The organism is Thermanaerothrix solaris (assembly GCF_032334255.1).
In the GTDB taxonomy this organism is placed as follows: domain Bacteria; phylum Chloroflexota; class Anaerolineae; order Anaerolineales; family Anaerolineaceae; genus Thermanaerothrix; species Thermanaerothrix solaris.
On record NZ_JAUHMF010000002.1, the window covers coordinates 506,273 to 524,192 of the forward strand.

18 protein-coding genes and 1 tRNA gene are annotated in these 17,920 nt (G+C 52.6%); 10 read left to right on the top strand and 9 right to left on the bottom strand.

What is annotated here, in order from left to right:
• Positions 1 to 6 precede the first annotated feature (6 nt).
• The 10 genes from nuoH to QYE77_RS10515 all read left to right on the top strand — a co-directional run bounded on the left by nuoH (position 7) and on the right by QYE77_RS10515 (position 10,451).
• On the top strand, positions 7 to 1,011 hold the full coding sequence (gene nuoH, locus QYE77_RS10470) for an NADH-quinone oxidoreductase subunit NuoH (protein ID WP_315625356.1): 1,005 nt from the start codon (positions 7 to 9) through the stop codon (positions 1,009 to 1,011).
• Between the two features lie 3 nt (positions 1,012 to 1,014).
• The gene (nuoI, locus tag QYE77_RS10475) at positions 1,015 to 1,506 is read left to right on the top strand and encodes an NADH-quinone oxidoreductase subunit NuoI (RefSeq protein ID WP_315625357.1); all 492 of its coding nucleotides are present in this window, start codon (positions 1,015 to 1,017) and stop codon (positions 1,504 to 1,506) included.
• Between the two features lie 9 nt (positions 1,507 to 1,515).
• The gene (locus tag QYE77_RS10480; RefSeq protein ID WP_315625358.1) at positions 1,516 to 2,076 is read left to right on the top strand and encodes an NADH-quinone oxidoreductase subunit J family protein; all 561 of its coding nucleotides are present in this window, start codon (positions 1,516 to 1,518) and stop codon (positions 2,074 to 2,076) included.
• A 6-nt stretch (positions 2,077 to 2,082) separates the two neighbouring features.
• Positions 2,083 to 2,382 carry an NADH-quinone oxidoreductase subunit NuoK gene (nuoK, locus tag QYE77_RS10485; RefSeq protein WP_315625359.1) on the top strand — a complete coding sequence of 100 codons (300 nt, stop codon included), beginning with the start codon at positions 2,083 to 2,085 and terminating at the stop codon, positions 2,380 to 2,382.
• Positions 2,383 to 2,389: 7 nt separating this feature from the next.
• Positions 2,390 to 4,369, top strand: a complete 1,980-nt coding sequence (gene nuoL, locus QYE77_RS10490; protein WP_315625360.1) for an NADH-quinone oxidoreductase subunit L — start codon at positions 2,390 to 2,392, stop codon at positions 4,367 to 4,369.
• Positions 4,370 to 4,411: 42 nt separating this feature from the next.
• Positions 4,412 to 5,920 (top strand): complex I subunit 4 family protein, encoded by a 1,509-nt coding sequence (locus QYE77_RS10495; RefSeq protein WP_315625361.1) that lies wholly within the window; start codon positions 4,412 to 4,414, stop codon positions 5,918 to 5,920.
• Between the two features lie 9 nt (positions 5,921 to 5,929).
• Positions 5,930 to 7,375, top strand: a complete 1,446-nt coding sequence (locus tag QYE77_RS10500) for an NADH-quinone oxidoreductase subunit N (protein ID WP_315625362.1) — start codon at positions 5,930 to 5,932, stop codon at positions 7,373 to 7,375.
• A 26-nt stretch (positions 7,376 to 7,401) separates the two neighbouring features.
• A tRNA-Arg gene (locus tag QYE77_RS10505) sits at positions 7,402 to 7,475 on the top strand.
• Between the two features lie 518 nt (positions 7,476 to 7,993).
• Positions 7,994 to 8,950: a sugar-binding transcriptional regulator gene (locus QYE77_RS10510; protein ID WP_315625363.1), complete on the top strand. Its 957-nt coding sequence runs from the start codon at positions 7,994 to 7,996 to the stop codon at positions 8,948 to 8,950.
• Between the two features lie 469 nt (positions 8,951 to 9,419).
• The gene (locus QYE77_RS10515) at positions 9,420 to 10,451 is read left to right on the top strand and encodes an ABC transporter permease (protein ID WP_315625364.1); all 1,032 of its coding nucleotides are present in this window, start codon (positions 9,420 to 9,422) and stop codon (positions 10,449 to 10,451) included.
• A gap of 85 nt (positions 10,452 to 10,536) precedes the next feature.
• Here QYE77_RS10515 and QYE77_RS10520 read toward each other — a convergent pair whose 3' ends face one another.
• The 9 genes from QYE77_RS10520 to QYE77_RS10560 all read right to left on the bottom strand — a co-directional run bounded on the left by QYE77_RS10520 (position 10,537) and on the right by QYE77_RS10560 (position 17,919).
• On the bottom strand, positions 10,537 to 11,292 hold the full coding sequence (locus QYE77_RS10520) for an SDR family oxidoreductase (RefSeq protein WP_315625365.1): 756 nt from the start codon (positions 11,290 to 11,292) through the stop codon (positions 10,537 to 10,539).
• Between the two features lie 24 nt (positions 11,293 to 11,316).
• Positions 11,317 to 12,276, bottom strand: a complete 960-nt coding sequence (locus QYE77_RS10525; RefSeq protein ID WP_315625366.1) for a sugar-binding transcriptional regulator — start codon at positions 12,274 to 12,276, stop codon at positions 11,317 to 11,319.
• Between the two features lie 15 nt (positions 12,277 to 12,291).
• Positions 12,292 to 13,284 (bottom strand): ROK family protein, encoded by a 993-nt coding sequence (locus tag QYE77_RS10530; RefSeq protein ID WP_315625367.1) that lies wholly within the window; start codon positions 13,282 to 13,284, stop codon positions 12,292 to 12,294.
• A gap of 39 nt (positions 13,285 to 13,323) precedes the next feature.
• A complete protein-coding gene (locus QYE77_RS10535) occupies positions 13,324 to 13,893 on the bottom strand; it encodes a glucose-6-phosphate isomerase family protein (RefSeq protein WP_315625368.1) in 570 nt (189 codons plus the stop codon).
• 22 nt (positions 13,894 to 13,915) lie between these two features.
• Positions 13,916 to 14,863, bottom strand: coding sequence for a 1-phosphofructokinase family hexose kinase (locus tag QYE77_RS10540; protein ID WP_315625369.1), 948 nt, complete (start codon positions 14,861 to 14,863; stop codon positions 13,916 to 13,918).
• A gap of 24 nt (positions 14,864 to 14,887) precedes the next feature.
• Positions 14,888 to 15,478 carry a class II aldolase/adducin family protein gene (locus tag QYE77_RS10545; RefSeq protein ID WP_315625370.1) on the bottom strand — a complete coding sequence of 197 codons (591 nt, stop codon included), beginning with the start codon at positions 15,476 to 15,478 and terminating at the stop codon, positions 14,888 to 14,890.
• 465 nt (positions 15,479 to 15,943) lie between these two features.
• Entirely contained in the window at positions 15,944 to 17,083 is a 1,140-nt protein-coding gene (locus QYE77_RS10550; protein ID WP_315625371.1) for a DUF917 domain-containing protein, read from the bottom strand.
• Positions 17,084 to 17,104: 21 nt separating this feature from the next.
• Positions 17,105 to 17,401 carry a DUF6092 family protein gene (locus tag QYE77_RS10555; RefSeq protein WP_315625372.1) on the bottom strand — a complete coding sequence of 99 codons (297 nt, stop codon included), beginning with the start codon at positions 17,399 to 17,401 and terminating at the stop codon, positions 17,105 to 17,107.
• Positions 17,398 to 17,919: a nitroreductase family protein gene (locus tag QYE77_RS10560; protein WP_315625373.1), complete on the bottom strand. Its 522-nt coding sequence runs from the start codon at positions 17,917 to 17,919 to the stop codon at positions 17,398 to 17,400. The genes QYE77_RS10555 and QYE77_RS10560 overlap by 4 nt, the downstream gene beginning before the upstream one ends.
• Position 17,920: the final 1 nt, after the last annotated feature.

The window sequence follows — 17,920 nt, forward strand, 5'->3', positions numbered from 1 at the left end:
GTTCGCATGGACGCTGCCTTGTTTTGGGAGTGGGTAATCAAGTCACTGATTATCGTGCTGGTGCTGACCGGGGGGTTTGCCTATGCTACCCTGTATGAGCGTCGTGTCATTGCCCGCATTCAGGTGCGCATTGGGCCGAACCGGGCGGGCCCGTTTGGCTTGCTCCAACCGGTAGCCGATGGGATTAAGTTAATCTTCAAAGAAGAGTTGACTCCGGCGGGGGCGGATAAGGTGCTGTTCTTTCTGGCGCCCATCATCACGGTTTTGCCTTCGTTGGTCATCACGGCGGTGGTGCCGTGGGGGGATGCCGTGGTGATCGGTGGACGCGTCATCCGCCTCTATCTCACGGATATCAATGTGGGCATCCTGTATATTCTGGCGGTAGCGTCTATTTCGGTCTATGGCATTGCCCTGGCAGGGTGGGCTTCGAATAACAAATATGCCCTGTTGGGTGGTTTGCGTTCCACCGCTCAAATGATCAGTTACGAACTGGCGTTGGGGCTTTCGTTTGTCGGCCCGATTTTGTTGGCCGGTTCACTGAGCCTGATGGATATTATTAATGCCCAAAAGCATTTGTGGTATATCGTGCTCCAGCCGGCGGCGTTCTTGCTTTACTTTATGGCTTCGCTGGCCGAGGTTAACCGGGCGCCATTTGATATGCCCGAAGCTGAGCAGGAACTCACTGCCGGTTACCATGCTGAGTATTCGGGGATGAAGTTCGCGCTCTTCTTCATGGCCGAGTACATCAAAATGATTGCGGTAGCGATGATCGGCGCCTCGCTTTTCCTGGGCGGATACATGGGGCCGTTTGTGGATCGCTTCCCCTGGCTGGGCCCGATTTACCTCTTCCTCAAAGTGGCGGTGTGGCTGTTTGTGATGATTTGGCTGCGCGCCACGTTACCGCGCATTCGCTATGACCGCCTGATGCAGTTAGGCTGGAAGGTGATGTTCCCGCTGGGACTGCTGAACGCGGTCATTACCGCCTTGGTGGTGGTCTGGGTTGGAGGATAAGCCATGCTTAAAGGTTTGCTCGAAACACTCCGTTCGATGACCGAAAAGCCGGTCACGATTCAGTACCCTGAGGTCAAACGCCCGGTGCGGGCACGCTTCCGTGGGCGACACATCCTGCGCCGGTATGAAAACGGCTTGGAGCGCTGTATTGGTTGCGCCCTGTGTGCCGCGGCCTGCCCCTCGGATGCCATCTTTGTTGAGGCGGCAGAAAACACGGATGATGAGCGTTACTCGCCGGGTGAACGTTACGCGCGGGTGTATGAGATCAACATGCTGCGCTGTATCTTCTGCGGCTTCTGTGAGGATGCCTGCCCGACTGAGGCGATTGTGCTCACGGACAACTACGAACTTACTTTCACCGACCGTCACCAGTCCATCTACACCAAAGAAATGCTTTTGGAGCCGGTGCCGGAAGGGGGTAAGCCTACGCCGCAAAAAGTGGAACCCGGGGTGTACACCCGCTCGATACCTATCATGCAAGATCCCACCGATTAGGGAGGCTGAATGTCCCTTGGAACCCTCATCGTTTTTGCTGTCTTAGGTCTGGTGGTGGCCGGCTCGGCTGTGGGGATGCTGCTCAGCCGCAACGCGATTTATTCGGCGCTCTTTCTGGTGCTCAACTTCATTGCGGTGGGTGTGCTGTATCTGATCTTGGGGGCGCCGTTTATTTCATTCGCTCAGGTGGCCGTCTATGCCGGCTCCATCATGGTGCTGTTTGTGTTTGTCATCATGCTGTTGGGGGCAGAGCAGTTCCCGGTTCATGAGCCTCTGCGTGGGCAGCGCTGGCTGGGTTTGCTGGCCGGAGGTCTTTTTCTAGTTGAATCCGCGGCCTTTTTGTACCTGCGCACCAGTGCGCCGGAATGGGCAGCAGAGATCGGGTTCGGGTTTGAAAGCCCGGTCGTGGTTGGGCGCATGATTATCGAAAAGTATTTGCTTCCTTTTGAGATTACGGGCTTCTTGTTGCTGATCGCCGTGGTGGGGGCGATTTTCCTGGCGCGTCTGGAAACCCCCATGGTGGGTAAGGGCAAAGGTCGCCAGGGGCAATTTGGAGAACGGAAGGAGTAGGCCGCTATGCCATTGGTGTACTATCTAGGGCTTTCGGCATTTATGTTCACTATCGGGATCTTGGCCGTAGTATTGCGGCGCAACCCTCTGGTCGTGTTCATGGGGCTGGAACTGATGTTCAACGCCGCCAATTTGGCTTTTGTGGCGTTTGCGGCCTTTCACAAGGTGCTGGATGGTGAAATTTTCGTGTTTTTCGTCATTACGACGGCTGCCGCCGAGGTGGCGATTGGATTGGCGTTGATTGTGGCGATCTTCCGCACCAAGCATTCCATTGACCTGGATCAAATGAGTCAGTTGAAAGGATAAACCGCCCATGCACATGGAGGTTATGACCGTAACCGAACCGTTGTTCCGCCTGGCGCCGGGGGTGGTGTTCCTACCGGTGGTGGGCATCCTATTGAACCTGTTCTTGGGGGAGCGCTGGAATGAAAAGGTGGTAGGGTGGATCGCCAGCCTGGCCACGGTGGGTGCCTTTGGCGTGGCGGTAGCGCTGGCCGTTGGGTTGACCCGCCATCCCGAAGGAGCGGTAGTCCCCTTGCTGACCTGGATCCACATCGGTGATTTCCGCGTGGATTGGGTTTTCCGTGTGGATACCCTCTCGGTGGTGATGATGTTGGTTGTAGCCGGTGTCGGGGCGCTCATTCATATCTATTCCATCGGGTATATGCACGAGGATGTCCGCCACCAGGGGGATCCGCGCCGCTTCCGCCGCTTTTTTGTCTTTCTCAATCTGTTCATCGCGGCGATGATGATCCTGGTCAGTGCGAACAACTTCCTGATGCTCTTCGTGGGTTGGGAAGGGGTCGGTCTGTGTTCGTATTTGCTGATCGGATTCTGGTTCGAGAAGGGCGCCGGCGGTATCGGAAACGCATTGGCAGCAAAAAAGGCGTTTGTGGTCAACCGCATCGGCGATTTTGGCCTGTTGATCGCGCTGTTCTTGATCTTTGCCAATTTTGGCACGCTGGATTTTGAGGCTGTGTTTCGTCAGGCGCCGCAGTTGGCACAGGTTGCACCTGGCATACTGACGGCGATCACGCTGTTCATGTTGCTGGGCGTGACGGGAAAATCGGCCCAAATCCCACTCTATGTGTGGTTGCCGGATGCAATGGCCGGCCCCACACCGGTTTCAGCGCTGATCCATGCGGCGACGATGGTGACTGCGGGTGTCTATCTGGTGGCGCGTTCGCAGGCGCTGTATATCGAGGTGCCGTTGGCGCAGAGCACGGTGACCTGGGTTGGCGGGTTGACAGCACTGCTGGCTGCAACTATCGCGCTTGGTCAGTATGACATCAAACGGGTATTGGCTTACTCCACCATTAGCCAGTTGGGCTTCATGGTCGCTGCAGTGGGAATGGGTGCCGCGGTAGCGGGGATGTTCCACCTGGTGACACATGCCTTCTTCAAGGCACTGCTCTTCCTCTCTGCCGGCTCGGTCATTTTGGGCATGGAACGCGGACACGAGTCCGGGCATCACCATCAGGTTGAAATTGATGTTCAAGACATGCGTTTCATGGGGGGACTGCGCCAGCGCATGCCGGTGACTTTTTGGGTTTATCTGATCGGCGCGTTGGCGTTAGCCGGTGTAGCGCCTTTGGCGGGGTTCTTCTCCAAAGATGAAATTTTGGCCGCAGCCAGCGCGAAGTTCCCGGCTGTTTTTGGCCTTTTGCTTTTTTCTGCTCTGCTAACGGCGCTTTACATGGGACGGCAGTTGGCGCTGGTGTTCTTCGGCGAGCCGCGCAGTGAAGCCGCCGAGAAAGCAACCGAGAGCGCGCCGATTGTGACCGTGCCGCTGATCGTTCTCGCGGTGCTATCAGTGCTGGGCGGTCTGATCAACCTACCGGGTTCATATGCACTGGAACATTGGCTTGAACACACCCTGCATACGGTTGAGGCTATTCCGTTCCAGGTGAGCATTGCGGCTTCATCGCTGGCGGTGGCTCTGGCGGGCCTGGGTTTGGCCTGGTGGCTTTACGGACGTCGCCCATTGCCCAGCCCGCGCGAAACCGATCCTCTGGCGCGAGTATTGGACGGGGTTTACCATGCTCTGGAGCGCAAGTGGTGGGTGGACGAGATTTATCACGCGCTGGTGGTGCGTCCATATCACGGTTTAGCCCATGTGTTGGCGCAAGTGGTGGACTTGGGGTTCATTGATGGTATTGTCAATGGGATTGGGTACGTGGCGCGCCGGCTTGCGCTGTGGTGGCGTCAATGGCAGAACGGTTATGTGCGTTCTTATGCCTTAAGCATTGTCGTGGGCGTGGTATTGATCGTGGCCTATTTGCTCTTGCGCTAGGCGACTGAATCGCTACCGATTCCGAAGGAACGAGGGTTGAGAATGATCCTGGGTATAAACGGACTGATTGGGTTAATTGCGCTCCCGTTAGTGGGGTTTGTGATTCTGCTTTTTATTCCCTCTGAAGCCAAAAAAGCCCTGCGATGGGTGGCGTTGCTGACCTCACTGGCGACGTTCGTCGTCGCCCTGGGGGTGCTGGCGCAGTTTCAAGTCGGAAACCCGAACTTGCAAATGGTGGTGCGCCAACCCTGGGTGCGCATCGGCGATGTGACGATTGAGTTTTACCTGGGTGTGGATGGCCTTAGCCTACTGATGGTTTTGTTGACGGCCTTCCTGACCCCTATTGCCATCCTCTCAACCTGGAGCGCGGTAGAAGAGCGGGTCAAAGGTTTTATGCTCTTCTTCCTGCTGCTGGAAAGCGGTATGTTGGGGGTCTTTCTGGCTTTGGATTTGGTGCTTTTTTATATCTTCTGGGAATTCACCCTGGTGCCGATGATTTTCCTGATCGGCGTGTGGGGTGGGGAACGGCGCGTTTATGCTGCGGTAAAGTTCTTCCTCTTCACCATGGTTGGCTCGGTGTTAATGTTGTTGGGGATCCTTTATTTGGGGTTGCAGACGCGCACCTTTGCCTGGGATGCCCTCCTCCAACAACGTGGGGTGTTTGCCGCAGCCCAATTGTGGCTCTTCCTGGCCTTTGGCCTGGCCTTTGCGATTAAGGTACCCATGTTCCCGCTCCACACCTGGTTGCCCGATGCTCATGTGGAAGCCCCAACGGCCGGTTCGGTGATCCTGGCTGGCGTTCTGCTGAAGATGGGGGCGTATGGTTTTCTACGATTCAATCTACCGCTCTTCCCACAAGCCACGTTGCAATTGGCACCTTGGATGGCGGGCTTGGCCGTGGTCGGCATCCTCTACGGGGCAGCCGTGGCCTATGCCCAGCAGGATGTTAAGAAACTGGTGGCATATTCCTCAGTGAGCCATCTGGGGTTTGTGATGTTAGGTACCTTTGCCCTCACCGCGCAAGGGCTGGCTGGTGCCGTGCTCCAGATGGTCAACCATGGTTTGAGCACCGGCGCCCTGTTTTTGATTGTGGGGATGCTTTATGAGCGCCGCCACACCCGTCAGATGAGCGCCTTTGGCGGGATTTGGAAAATAATGCCGGTTTTGGGGGCCCTTTCACTGGTGGTGACCCTTTCATCGTTAGGCTTGCCGGGTTTAAACGGTTTTGTGGGTGAGCTTACCATTCTATTAGGGGCATTCCGTTCGACGGTACTGGGAAGCCCCTGGTTTGCCGGGGTAGCCACGGTCGGGGTGATCCTGGCGGCGGTGTATTTATTGACCATGTTTGAGAAAGTGTTCCTGGGGCCGGTACGCCATGAAGAAAACCGCACCCTGCCAGACTTAAACGCCCGCGAGGTGCTAACTTTGGTGCCCATACTGGTGCTTATTTTCTGGATTGGGTTATACCCACAACCCTTTTTGAATCTGATCAACCCCAGCGCTGAGCAATTGGTGGCGTTGGTGCAATCGGTGGCCCTGGCCGCCCATTAGGAGGACAAGATGACTCTAAGCGACATCGTGATGGTGCTCCCGATTGCCTTTATCTTGGTTTGGGCGGTAGTCCTATTATTGTTGGATTTATGGCTACCGCGTGAACGCCGGGGATGGCTGGCCTTGCTCACGGCATTGGGCCTAGCGGTAGGACTGGGATTGGATTTAGCGCAAAGTGGCCGTGGGGGACAGGCGTTTCACGAGATGATCGTACTGGATAACTTTGCCGTTTACCTGAACGCCCTCTACCTGGTCAGTGGTTTGATTGCTCTGGCGTTAGGATACGACTACCTCAAACGGATGGAAATCGAGCGGGGCGAATTTTACGCCATGCTGCTCTTCTCCATCGCGGGGATGATGTTGCTGACCCAAGCCAATCATCTGATTTTGGTTTTCCTGGCTTTGGAGTTCCTCTCGATACCCCTTTACGTCCTGGCGGGGTTTGCCCGCCCACGCCTCGAATCGGAAGAGGCAGCCTTGAAGTATTTCCTGTTAGGGGCGTTCTCCTCTGCCTTTGTTTTATACGGGATTGCGTTGATTTTCGGTGCCACGGCTAGCGCCAGCGTAACCGGCGTGGTTGAGGCCGTGCGTCATGGAACCGCGGAAATGGGGTTCTTTACTGCGGGTGCGGTGATGGTGCTGGTGGGGTTTGGGTTCAAGGTAGCGGCGGTGCCCTTCCACGAATGGGCTCCCGATGTGTATCATGGCTCGCCGACGCCAGTGACCAGTTTCATGGCTGTGGCAACCAAGGCCGCCGGTTTTGCCGTGTTGATGCGCCTGTTCTTGACCCTCTTCCCCAATTTGGCTTCCAATCTCACCCCAATCTTTTGGGGTGTCGCGGCCTTGACGATGATTGTGGGCAATTTGCTGGCCTTGGCGCAATCGAATATCAAGCGCCTGTTGGCTTATTCCAGTATCGCTAACGCCGGCTATTTGCTGATGGCTTTCGTGCCGTATGGGAATGCGCAGGTGGCCTCGCAAGCGGTATCTTCGATGTTATTCTATTTGCTGGCTTACGGGTTGACCACCTTTGGCGCCTGGGCGGTGGTGGTGGCTTTAGAGCAGGCCGAAGGACGCGGTTTGACATTAGAGGATTACGCCGGCTTGGGACCTAAATACCCCTGGCTAGGGGTAACAATGCTCATTTTTATGCTCTCGTTGACCGGGGTGCCGTTGACGTTGGGCTTTTGGGGTAAGTTGTTCCTCTTCCGCACGGCGGTTGCGGCGGGATATGTGGATCTGGCGATCATCGGCTTGCTTACCTCGGTGATCTCGGCTTACTACTACCTGCGGGTGGTGGTGATCATGTACATGCGCCCGGGTGAACCGAAAGTGCGCCGCGATGGATGGTTGAACCTGGTGGCAATTGGGACAGCGGCAGCGGTGGTGGTGCTCAGTGTGGTACCGGTGCAGGTTCTGAATCTGGCGGCGCAAGCGGTACTGCACCTGCCCTAGGTGAATGCGGTATAATAAAGACGAACGCCCCCGTAGCTCAATTGGATAGAGTAATGGACTTCGAATCCAGAGGTTGCGGGTTCGAGCCCCGCCGGGGGCGCTGAAAGCCACAAAAGGGGTTGTGGTGTAAGTATAGGTGTTCTTCAGGTGAGGGCTTTTTACTATAAAGAAAAGCCTTCTCTTTGTATAAAAGTGTGTTATACATAACTTTTTCAACACTCTAAATCGCGTGTAAGTTGCAATAAAGATTTTTGGCTTGTCAAATTTCTTAAATTAGGAAAGTGCTGAAAAACAGAGGGGTATCAACCCAAAGAGGGGGTAATAAGATAGGAAAAACACGCGAGGGAGAAGCGAATAACAACATCGTATAGAAACCGGTAAAGGGTTGTTTTTCTGGGGTTGTCTGTACTACTAGGTCTTGCTAATCGCCCATTTCTTACAAGAAATCGCAAGTCTATTCCTATTTTCCTATCCATGTATTTGAATTTATTGCTCCACGAAAGTAGTCACTCCCTCTCCTCACAATGATCTTGACTTTCTTGATTTTCTTGCTATAATAGTTGATGAAAGTGAGAAAATTTTTATTATTGAAAAATTTTTCATTTATGGTTCTCCCCTATGCCCCGGCCTAAACAAGAAGAAGACCTTCGTCTGCTCACCAAGGTCAGTAAACTCTACTACGAAGAGAACTTGACCCAAGATGAGATCATGGAGCGCCTGCAACTCTCACGCTCTAAGGTGTCGCGGTTGCTTCAAAGGGCCCGCGAGAGGGGAATTGTAAAAATCACTGTCGTCTCCCCGCCGGGGTTGTTCCCCGATCTTGAAGCCGAACTGGAAAATCGGTATCACCTGAGTGAGGCGATAGTGGTTGAAGCGCGCGATCCTCAATCGCAGTCGTTGCTCTCACGCGAATTGGGGATAGCCGCGGCAAATTACTTGTTGCGCACATTGCAGGACAACGATGTGATCGGAATTTCATGGGGCACTACGCTGAGTTACATGGTAGCAGCCCTGCAACCTCGACCCACACCAGGTGCCCATGTGGTTCAGATTATTGGAGGGCTCGGACCACCCGAATCGGAGGTCCACGCTACAGATTTGTGCCGGCGCTTGGCTCAACTTCTTCAATGTCGCCTGACCCTACTCCCAGCGCCTGGAATCGTTGACCATGTAGAAGTAAAGGAGGCTATTTTATCGGATAGTCATGTACGACATGCATTTAACCTATTTTCACAAATAAATGTGGCCTACGTTGGGATTGGTGCCCCTACTCCCGATTCGGTGATCATGCGGGATGGTTCCATCCTTTCTTGGGATATGCTGGATGATCTTCTGAAAAAGGGCGCAGTCGGTGATATCGCTTTGCGCTTCTTTGATGCCTGGGGGCAGGCAATTATCTCAGAGGTAGATCAACGGGTTATCGGAATTACTTTGGAGCAACTGCGTCAAATTAAGCGCGTCGTTGGTGTAGCGGGTGGCCCTCAAAAGATAGATGTAATACGGGGGGCACTTCGAGGAAGGTTGATTAACGTGCTGATAACCGACCATATAACGGCATCTCAATTGGTAAGGTGATTAACGAAATGACCACTTCGCATACCCTATCGGATGATGCTCTGATTGAAATAGCCCAGGATGTGATACGACGAGAAGCGGAGGCGGTAGCTTCTCTGTTACCCCAACTGGACCAGAGTTTTGTAAGGGCTGTGCAAGTATTACTTGCCTGTGAAGGCCATGTGCTGGTAGCGGGTGCGGGTACCTCCCACGCAGTTGCTTATCGCTTGGCTCATTTGCTTTCCTGTTGTGGAACACCGGCTCTATTTATTCATCCCGGCGATGCTCAACATGGGGGTGGTGGCGCTGTGACAATTAGCATCTCAGGGAATAGGGATTCTAATCATCTCGTCAGAGGTACGCGAATTGTTAGGGGTGTGTGATCGTATCCTAGTAATGTATAAGGGGCGTATCAGCGCTGAGTTTAAGGCGGATGATCCCCAAACCACCCCCGAGAATATACTGCTGGCAATTGAAGGAGGCAATGCTCATGACCAGAAGCAAGTGGCTTCAGTTTATCCTTGATCAAATGATCTGGTTTATCCTCATATTAGTGGTGATCTTCTTCACCCTTAGGACGGGGGGGATATTTCTGAGCGGCGTCACTTTAATTAACGTGCTTTTACATGCCAGCGTGTTGGGGGTGTTGACCATTGGACAAACCATTTGTCTTTTGAGCGGAAATTTCGACCTTTCTGCCGAAGGGATTGTCTCGTTGCTTACTGTCCTTGCCGCCTGGCTTATGTTGCCCTATCGTGAAATGACCCTGGCCCAAGCCGGGGGGATCGGCTGGGAACTTTCGCCTTTCATTGTTATCCCATTGATGCTTATCCTGGGAACTCTGATCGGTTGGATCAACGGGTTGTTGATTACACGGTTACGGATGAATAACTTTATTGTAACTTTGGCCATGCAGTTGTTTTTGCGAGGAATCGCATATGTGATCAGTTTGGGGGCGATTATGCCGGGCACCCCTAAGGAATTTAACTGGTTGGGGGGCGGACGAATCGGAGCGATTCCAGTCTCGGTTGTGGTTACCCTTCTTCTATTTCTGGTTTTTGAATTTTTTGTTCGATACACCCGATTTGGTCGCGAACTTTATGCTGTTGGAGCAAATCGCGATGCTGCCCGCGCCTCCGGATTTAAGCCCGAGCGCACCATTACGCAGGCCTATGTGATTGGCGGCTTCATGGCGGGTTTGGCGTCCTGGATGCTTCTAGGGCGGTTAGAGGTTTCAACACCAACACTAGGTCAGGGGATGACCCTTGAAACAGTTGCCTCGGCGGTCATTGGTGGTGTTGCGCTCTCAGGTGGCGCCGGGAGCATTGTGGGAGCATTTTCTGGAGTTCTGCTGCTCTCCATCGTAGATACCGGATTAAACATTATGGAGGTTGATCCTTTCTGGATCACAGGCGTGCGCGGTTTAATCATCCTGGTAGCGTTACTGCTCGAGGTTCAAAAAGCACGAATTCGTTTAGGCCCTGTGCCAGGAAGGGCGAAATCACCATTGGCACAATCCTGAAGGATGTCTCCGCATCCTCCTTTCTCCTTTGCGGAACGGTGGGCGTAAATGCTCACCGTTCCGCTCTATTTATCTTGAGGGACTCCTAAAGACCTTCAAAAGGTGAATTTTTCCCCTCAAAAGGATTTTGAAAATTATAGATGGGCAGGTCGGGAACATGTACTTGATCCGGCAGGCTTATCATCCATCGCACGGCTTGAGCAACGACCTCGGGTGGGATCATCCTCGCGATAACTTCGGGGGTTAAATTGGCAGGAACCTCTCGCCACCAAGGCGTATTGGTCGCTGCTGGGGATATTAAGTGAACGTGGATATTGTAGCGACGAAGTTCCTCCGAAAGTGCGGCGGTTAATCCTTCTAAGCCCCATTTGGCGGCGCAATAGGCAGTTCGGTTATCCTCGCCAACTTTTCCTGCTCGTGAACCGATATTAATAATGCGTCCGTATCCTTGTCGTTTCATCTGGGGAACAACAGCGCGGGCGCAAAGAAAAGCGGCTTTGAGCGTAGTATCCAGAGTTTGATCCCAAAACTCTTCTGTGGTGTCTTCCAGGCTGGCAGGTGGCCCCCAAAACGCAGAGTTGACCAAGATGTCAATCTGACCAAAACGCTTGAGGGTTTCATTGACCATGTTATTTACAGCGGAGGCCTCTCGAATATCTGCGGCATACCAGGTTGCGACGCCTCCCTTTGCGGTTATTTCTTTAGCCACGGCTTCCAGCTTCTGCTCGGAACGCCCCACTAACATGGTTCTTACCCCGGCGCTGGCCAATTCTACTGCAATGCACTGACCAATGCCGCCACTTGCTCCGGTAATAATGGCGACTTTATTTTCCAATTCCATCGTTTCCTCCAATAGTGGGTTGGGTTATGACTTGTCCAGAAGTAAGCGAGCCAGAGCTTCATCCACAAAAAGATGGGTAATTAAGCCGGTGCGTAATGCAGCCGCAACGGCACGCCCTTTTTCAACACCGCCCGCAGCGGCGATGACATTTTTGGTGCCTTTCAATTGCTCTACGCTGATCCCAATCAAGCGGTCTTTAAATTCCTGAGACAACACATGCCCATCCTGATCAAAGTAGTGGGCACAGACGTTTCCTACGGCTTTTTGTCGTATTAATTCCGAGAGGTTTTCCTGCCCAATATAAACCACTTGGCCTTCGATCAAGGGGATGGGACCAATTCCCACACACGCATAGGTTAAGCGGTTCCAGCGGGAAATAACCTCTTGAGTGGTGATATCTGCCATGAGGGCGTCGCGCAGGGCTTTTGATCCCACCAGTAGAGGAACTAAGAGAAAGTACGGCGTCGCATTGAAGGCGCGTGCCGCCTGTAACACAATCTGGTTGAGTTGGGTATAACTTCCAGTAGAACTACTCTCTCCCAGCAAGGGAACAATTTCAATTTGGCGTGGACGGCTGGGGGCCAAAAGGTTAACCACTTCCATAATCGTGCGTCCCCAGTCCAAGCCCAGGATGTCACCGTCTTGCAAAACGCGATCGAGGTATTGCGCTACGGCATTGCCCAATGCGCGACGTGTCAAGACATTCGAAAGGTGGGCACTGGATACTACTTCAGCGTAGCGCAAATGATAGCGTTCTTGCAGTTGAAGCGCGAGATTTTGGAAAACGTTTTGAGGATCACGAATGGTAATTTGAACAATGCCTTGTTCTCGGGCTTTCTTGAGATAGAGCGCGATTAACGAGCGCGAAACATTTAGGCGATCGGCAATTTCCTGTTGAGAAAGATTTTCTTCATAGTAAAGATGGGCAACCTCGACAAGAGTTGCCAACAAATCGGGACGATGGATTGGTTTTTTGTCTTCCATCAAGGGCTCTTCCACCTAGGCGCCTAATGCTTCGTGGATTACTCCACTGCGGACAAAAACATCGGCAGCTGCACCGTAGAGCGCAGAATTGACAAACGTTTCTTGTTCCAGGCGCAGGTCGCGTCGTGCTTCATCAGACATAAGGTGGTATCGGATATGGTGATCAATTCGATCCAGCAATTTGGGGCAGGCCTGAATTACCCCTCCACCCAAGACAATCATTTCTAAATCGAGGGCATTGACCAACCCTGAGAGGTTAATCGCGATGAGGCGAGCCACTTGCTCGATGATGCTCACGGCAGCGGCGTCGTTCTGGTAATAGGCCTGAATAACCACTTGTGTCGTCACGCGTCCCCCTTGACTGAGCGATGCCATCAGAGGGCTATGACCGGCATCAACTGCTGCCTGACCTGCCCGGGCAATTGCGGGTCCAGCGACAAACGTTTCAAAGCAGCCGCGACGGCCACAGCCACAAGGATAGCCTTCTTCGTCCCACGTGATGTGCCCAAACGGACCAGCAAACCCATGGTAGCCATCGTAGAGTTTGCCATCCAGAAAAAGATAACCCCCATAACCGGTTCCCACGGTGCACCAGGCGAAGAAGCGGGCGTTTCTTGCAACTCCCCACAAGCGCTCCGCCAAGGTCGCGGCTCGTACGTCAGTACCCGCGAACACGGGCAAGTGGAAGGCTCGTTGGACCATGGCACCGAACGGCACATTTCGCCAGTGCAGATTGGGCGTTAAGACTGCCTCTCCGGTGTGTTTATCAACATTGCCACATATGCTGAGACCAATACCAATGAGGGGAGAATAGTGATTTTGGGCATCCTCGATAAAGGGCGTAATCAAATTTATCATGCGGTTGGGGTCGGCAACCTTTTTTTCATCAAAAGGAACGGGTACGTTCTGGATTTGTCCATATAAGAGGCCATTGGAATCAAAGACTCCGAGGGATATCTTGGTGCCCCCAATATCAATCCCGATACAATAAACCGTTTCGTGAGCCATGGGGATGCCCTCGAGCATATTTGGATCTAACAAACCGGATCAATCCTGTTTTATAAGTTCAGGTTTTCCATTTCTGGAAAGAACACGGTACGCAAAACCCTTACGCGCGACAATGTCATAATCATGTCCTGCACTCAAATGAAACACACCGATAAAGACAAGTAAATCATTGCCGGTATTGACCACGCGATGCGCCCACATGGGAGGAATGTGGGTAATGACGCCAGCCCGCCACGGAATTGCGCGAAACTCCCCTTCTAAGGTATCTAAAAGCAGAAAACCCTCACCTCTTACACAATAGTATACCTCGGGCTGGTCTTCCCGTTGGTGCTTGTGTCCCTTCGTCATATAAAATTCATTTCCTATGGTACCTGGAAAAATGCGCGTGACGGCCAACGCCATATCTGATTTCGTGGTGGTGAAAGGATAATAGCGTATCTCATAAATAAGAGGGTCATTTTCACGCAAGATTTGCGCAACAGTTGATTGATCGCTGAACATTTCTTTGAGATCGCTGAGGTGGCGAGGGGTTACCTGAGGACACGGCTCGAAGGTGCCATTCTCCGCGTCAAAATCTAGGCTAATGGGGTAGTCAATAGGGGTAAGCATGGTGGTATCTCCTAAGAAAGTTTCACAATTTTGATGGACTAATTTCACGAACTTGGACCGAGGGTAAAAGTCTTACGACATCCTCAAAATGACACTCGCCGGTTTTCTCGGTCAGGACGGCCGCTGCACCGGTGGCAGCAGCCCATCGCAGTGCCTCTGGCCATGGATCGCCGAGCGAAAGTCGCCATGCTAATGCTGCCGAGGTGGCATCGCCTGCGCCGGCAGCATTGACGGCTTCCTGCCTCGGGGCTTTGGCGAGTAGAGACATTTGGGGGGTTATGGCGAGTATGCCTTCCTCACCACAGGTTACAACCAGGGATGGTAAATTCATCGAAGATCGAATCTCAGAGGCTTGTAATGCCAGTGTGTCCAAAGAGTCTGGAGACACCCGAAAGGTTTGATTGAACTCCTGCCAATTCATCTTGAGGATCGTAGGCGAGGCCGATAGGGATTGGCGGGCGGGTTCACCAGGACAATCAATCAGCACCGGTTTCCCTGAGCGCTTGGCGGCAAGGGTTAATCGTGCATAAAAGTCAGGGGGGATGCCTTGGGGCAGAGAGCCTGCCAGGATAATCCACCGGACTGGGTCGAGAGAGCGTTCGAAGCGGCTGAAAAGTTCTTCTTGGGCGGATGCTGGAACAGTATACCCCCCACTCATGATATGGCTATGCCGATGATGGCTTTGTTCCACGATCACCATGGCTAAGCGGGTTTCCCCCTCCACCCATATGAGATCATGGTGAATTCCATAGTTATCTAGAAGATTAACCAGTGCGTGTCCATTGTTCCCCGCTACAAACCCCAGGGCTAAGGTTTCTAGATTTAAGCCCCTCAAGGCTACGGAAGCATCCAGCCCTTTTCCCCCTACACTTTCGACGCTTTTCGTTGCCACCATTCGGGTGCCGGGAATAAAAGCATCAATAAAATACACTCGATCCAAAGCAGAGTTGGGCGTAACAGTTAAGTACATGGATGTTTCCTTTAGAAAAACTATCTAATCCAGCCATTTGCCGGCCAGGATACACCAGGCATTCCAATCAATTCGCTCCACGGCATCAATCGCTGCCCATAGGTCCTTGGCGGCGACAATGATTCCGTGGTATGGGATGAGCACAGCGGCGGCTTGCTGGCGAATGCGTTCTTCTTTACCTCGCAAACCTGCCACAATATTATTAGCCAATTCCTGGCTATGGGCCGGGGCAGGGGGGACAACTTCGATAATGCCAAATTTCTGGGTATTTTCTAGCACCGGAGGGATGGGACGAGACATCATACAAAAGGGAAGCACATGAAAAGGGTGCGCATGAATAACGGCTTGGGCTTCAGGGAAGGTTTCGTAGATTGCCAGGTGGGCTTTACCTTCCCGCGAAAAGAGAGGTTGTTGCTGCCAATAGGTGGGATCAAGAGGACCGCTTAGGATATCCTCAGGAGAAAGTTGCCAGTGGTGGCGACTCCCGCTGAACTTGGGTGTGATGTAGAGAGTATTGCCTTCGCGGGCGCTAATGTTTCCGCCCGACATATCGGTAAGTCGTCGTTCGAACAATCTGCGCCCCATTTGGGCGATAAGTTCAGGAAGAGAAACCATGAGGAAGCCTCCCTACTAGTGTGTCTTCATAAAATTATATCATATTGTCAAATGTTAGTGTCAAAAGTTAAACCATTAGGTCGGAAAATTGGTTATCCATTGTCTGAAACGACAAGTCATTTGAAGATTTGACGTCCATTTTCATCGTTCTTCCCCCAAAAGGGGTCTGAAATGGGTTTAGGATTGGGGATAATTCGCTGCCCAGGGATTTTCGGGTAGCAGAAGTTTTTTCAGTTCTCAGCATAAAAAAAGCGGCTCCTGCCCCTACTTCGGGTTCTGCGTTAGATGGATTTTCTGAATGGAAGCGAATCTTTATCCTGCTCCCCCTGATAAGATTGATGCGTACCTTTTGGGTTGAACCCGTTAGTATGTTGGAGTTAAAGGGGTTACTCCGATGCGATGAACCTGATGCGTTTTCGTGATGGATACATGATCTTCAATCATTCATTTGAATTTCTCGGTTTTCTAACGTATGACCTCTTCTATTGGTACATAGTCAAAATCGAACCCCCAATAGCGAGGGCCGAAGTATTGCAGGGCTAATTCTGTTCGAAAGATGGGGTGTGCCTTGGCGCCGAGTACGACCACAGGGTCGCCTGCTTTGATTTCGGTATTGGTGTAGCCTTCACCAGTTTGGGGGTTGGCCAATATAATCAAATCAGGGCTGAACACATAGGGTTGGTCATCCAGCCAACACACATGATTCTCGTTTAGGAACCAAACCCTCATCCGTTTTCCACTGAATGGTCCCTTCCCTTCGATAAGCGTTGTGCCTATCATCACACCTTCCCTGTCTTGCCATTCTTTGCCGGTGACAATACCCTGGAAGAGTAGCCATCCCTTCAGCACGCGGATGATCTCGGCTATTGGGTCCTGGCCGGCTTTGATGGCACGATGAACGGCCTGTCCTAATTCCAAGGCTTGCGTGAGAGTGCCGGGCACGATGGTATCACGGGTTTGTTCGGCGGAGAGTAAGAGATTGGCAAAATACACGACGCCAAAGGCAGCCATTCCCAACATTTTGCCAATGCGTTCTCCCATCTCAATGTTAACGGCCTCTTTTAGGATGAGAATGTTACCCCACCAGTCCACGATCGCAGCGGGATGGGTCGGGATGCCCTTCAAAAAATAGGTGGTTTGCATATCCTGAGGTACGGCGCGCCCGCTGTAGTCTCCATCCACCAGAGGGAGTCCCAATCGGGCCGCGGTCACTAAAGGCGCGGGAGTATTAGAGGCGCCGAGTTCCACCGGTACAATCGCACCAATCTTGACCCCCGCATAGGCTTCTAACTCTCGCACGGCAATCTCCGGGGCGCGGTAGGCGTAGCGTACGGGGATGTTGCGTTTTTTGCCCAAGGCATAAATTTCTTCCAGGTTACCGGGGGTGTCCTCTGATATTGAGCCCGAGCCGAACGTCGTACAACTGTATCCGTTGTCAGGTAAATCTGATGCGTCTATCCAACCGAGGGTGAGTCCTTCGTTGAGCGCCTGTGTAAGCATTTCCATACCAGAGGCAGGCGAACCACCACCACCCGTTCCGAGCAGTTTCAAACCGGTGATAAAATCCTGACAATCTTGGAGACTGGTTAAGGTCCTCGCTGGCATTTTCATCCCTCCGGGAAAGTGTTAATCCAACCGCCGCCGCATTTCCTCGCTGATGGCAAGTATCCACTCGTCTAATAACCGCCGTTGACGTTCGTTGTCCATGCTGTTTTCTCGTTCGGCGTCTATCTTCTGCTTAAGGTCTAGCAGGAATCGGTCGGTAAGCAGTCCTTGGTTTTGTAGGATACCCAATAGTCTCCCGGCCGAATCCAGCAATCGGAAAACCCCGTAATCGGCGGGCTCTTCATATAAACCGCGCGCACTGGTGATCATGTAAGCGATTAAGTGAAAAAACTCTTCTTGCAAATGTTCTGCATTCATGATCCAACCTGATAGGTCTCTTCAAAGAAAATATCTTCCAAGGGCTTTTTGGGCGGTTTCTGGGGAATGAATTTGGGTTTACCGATGGCGATCAGTAATTTTGGCTCTATTCCGGCAGGAAGATTGAGGAGGTGGGCCAACCCTTGGGCATTAAATGAGCCGACTGGACATCCCCCTAGTCCCAACTCAGTAGCAGCCAGCAAGATATTTTGCAGTGCCGCGCCTAAGTCGTAGCCAATCGCTTCGCGGATGGCCTCTCGAGAACCGTCGTCCTGGCGAAAATCTGCACACAATACGATGACCGCTGCCGGCTTCGATATGATTCCAGGTGCAAGGGATTGAACGGCTAACAGACGCTTGGGGTTGCGTACGGCAATGAAGACCCACCGTTGGGCATTACCGGCACTGGGAGCCGCAGCACCTGCTTGAATGAGTGTAATTAAGTCGTCATCGCTTATGGGGTCAGGTGTGAATGCACGGATACTACGGCGATAGTGAATGGCTTCTAAGGTATTCATA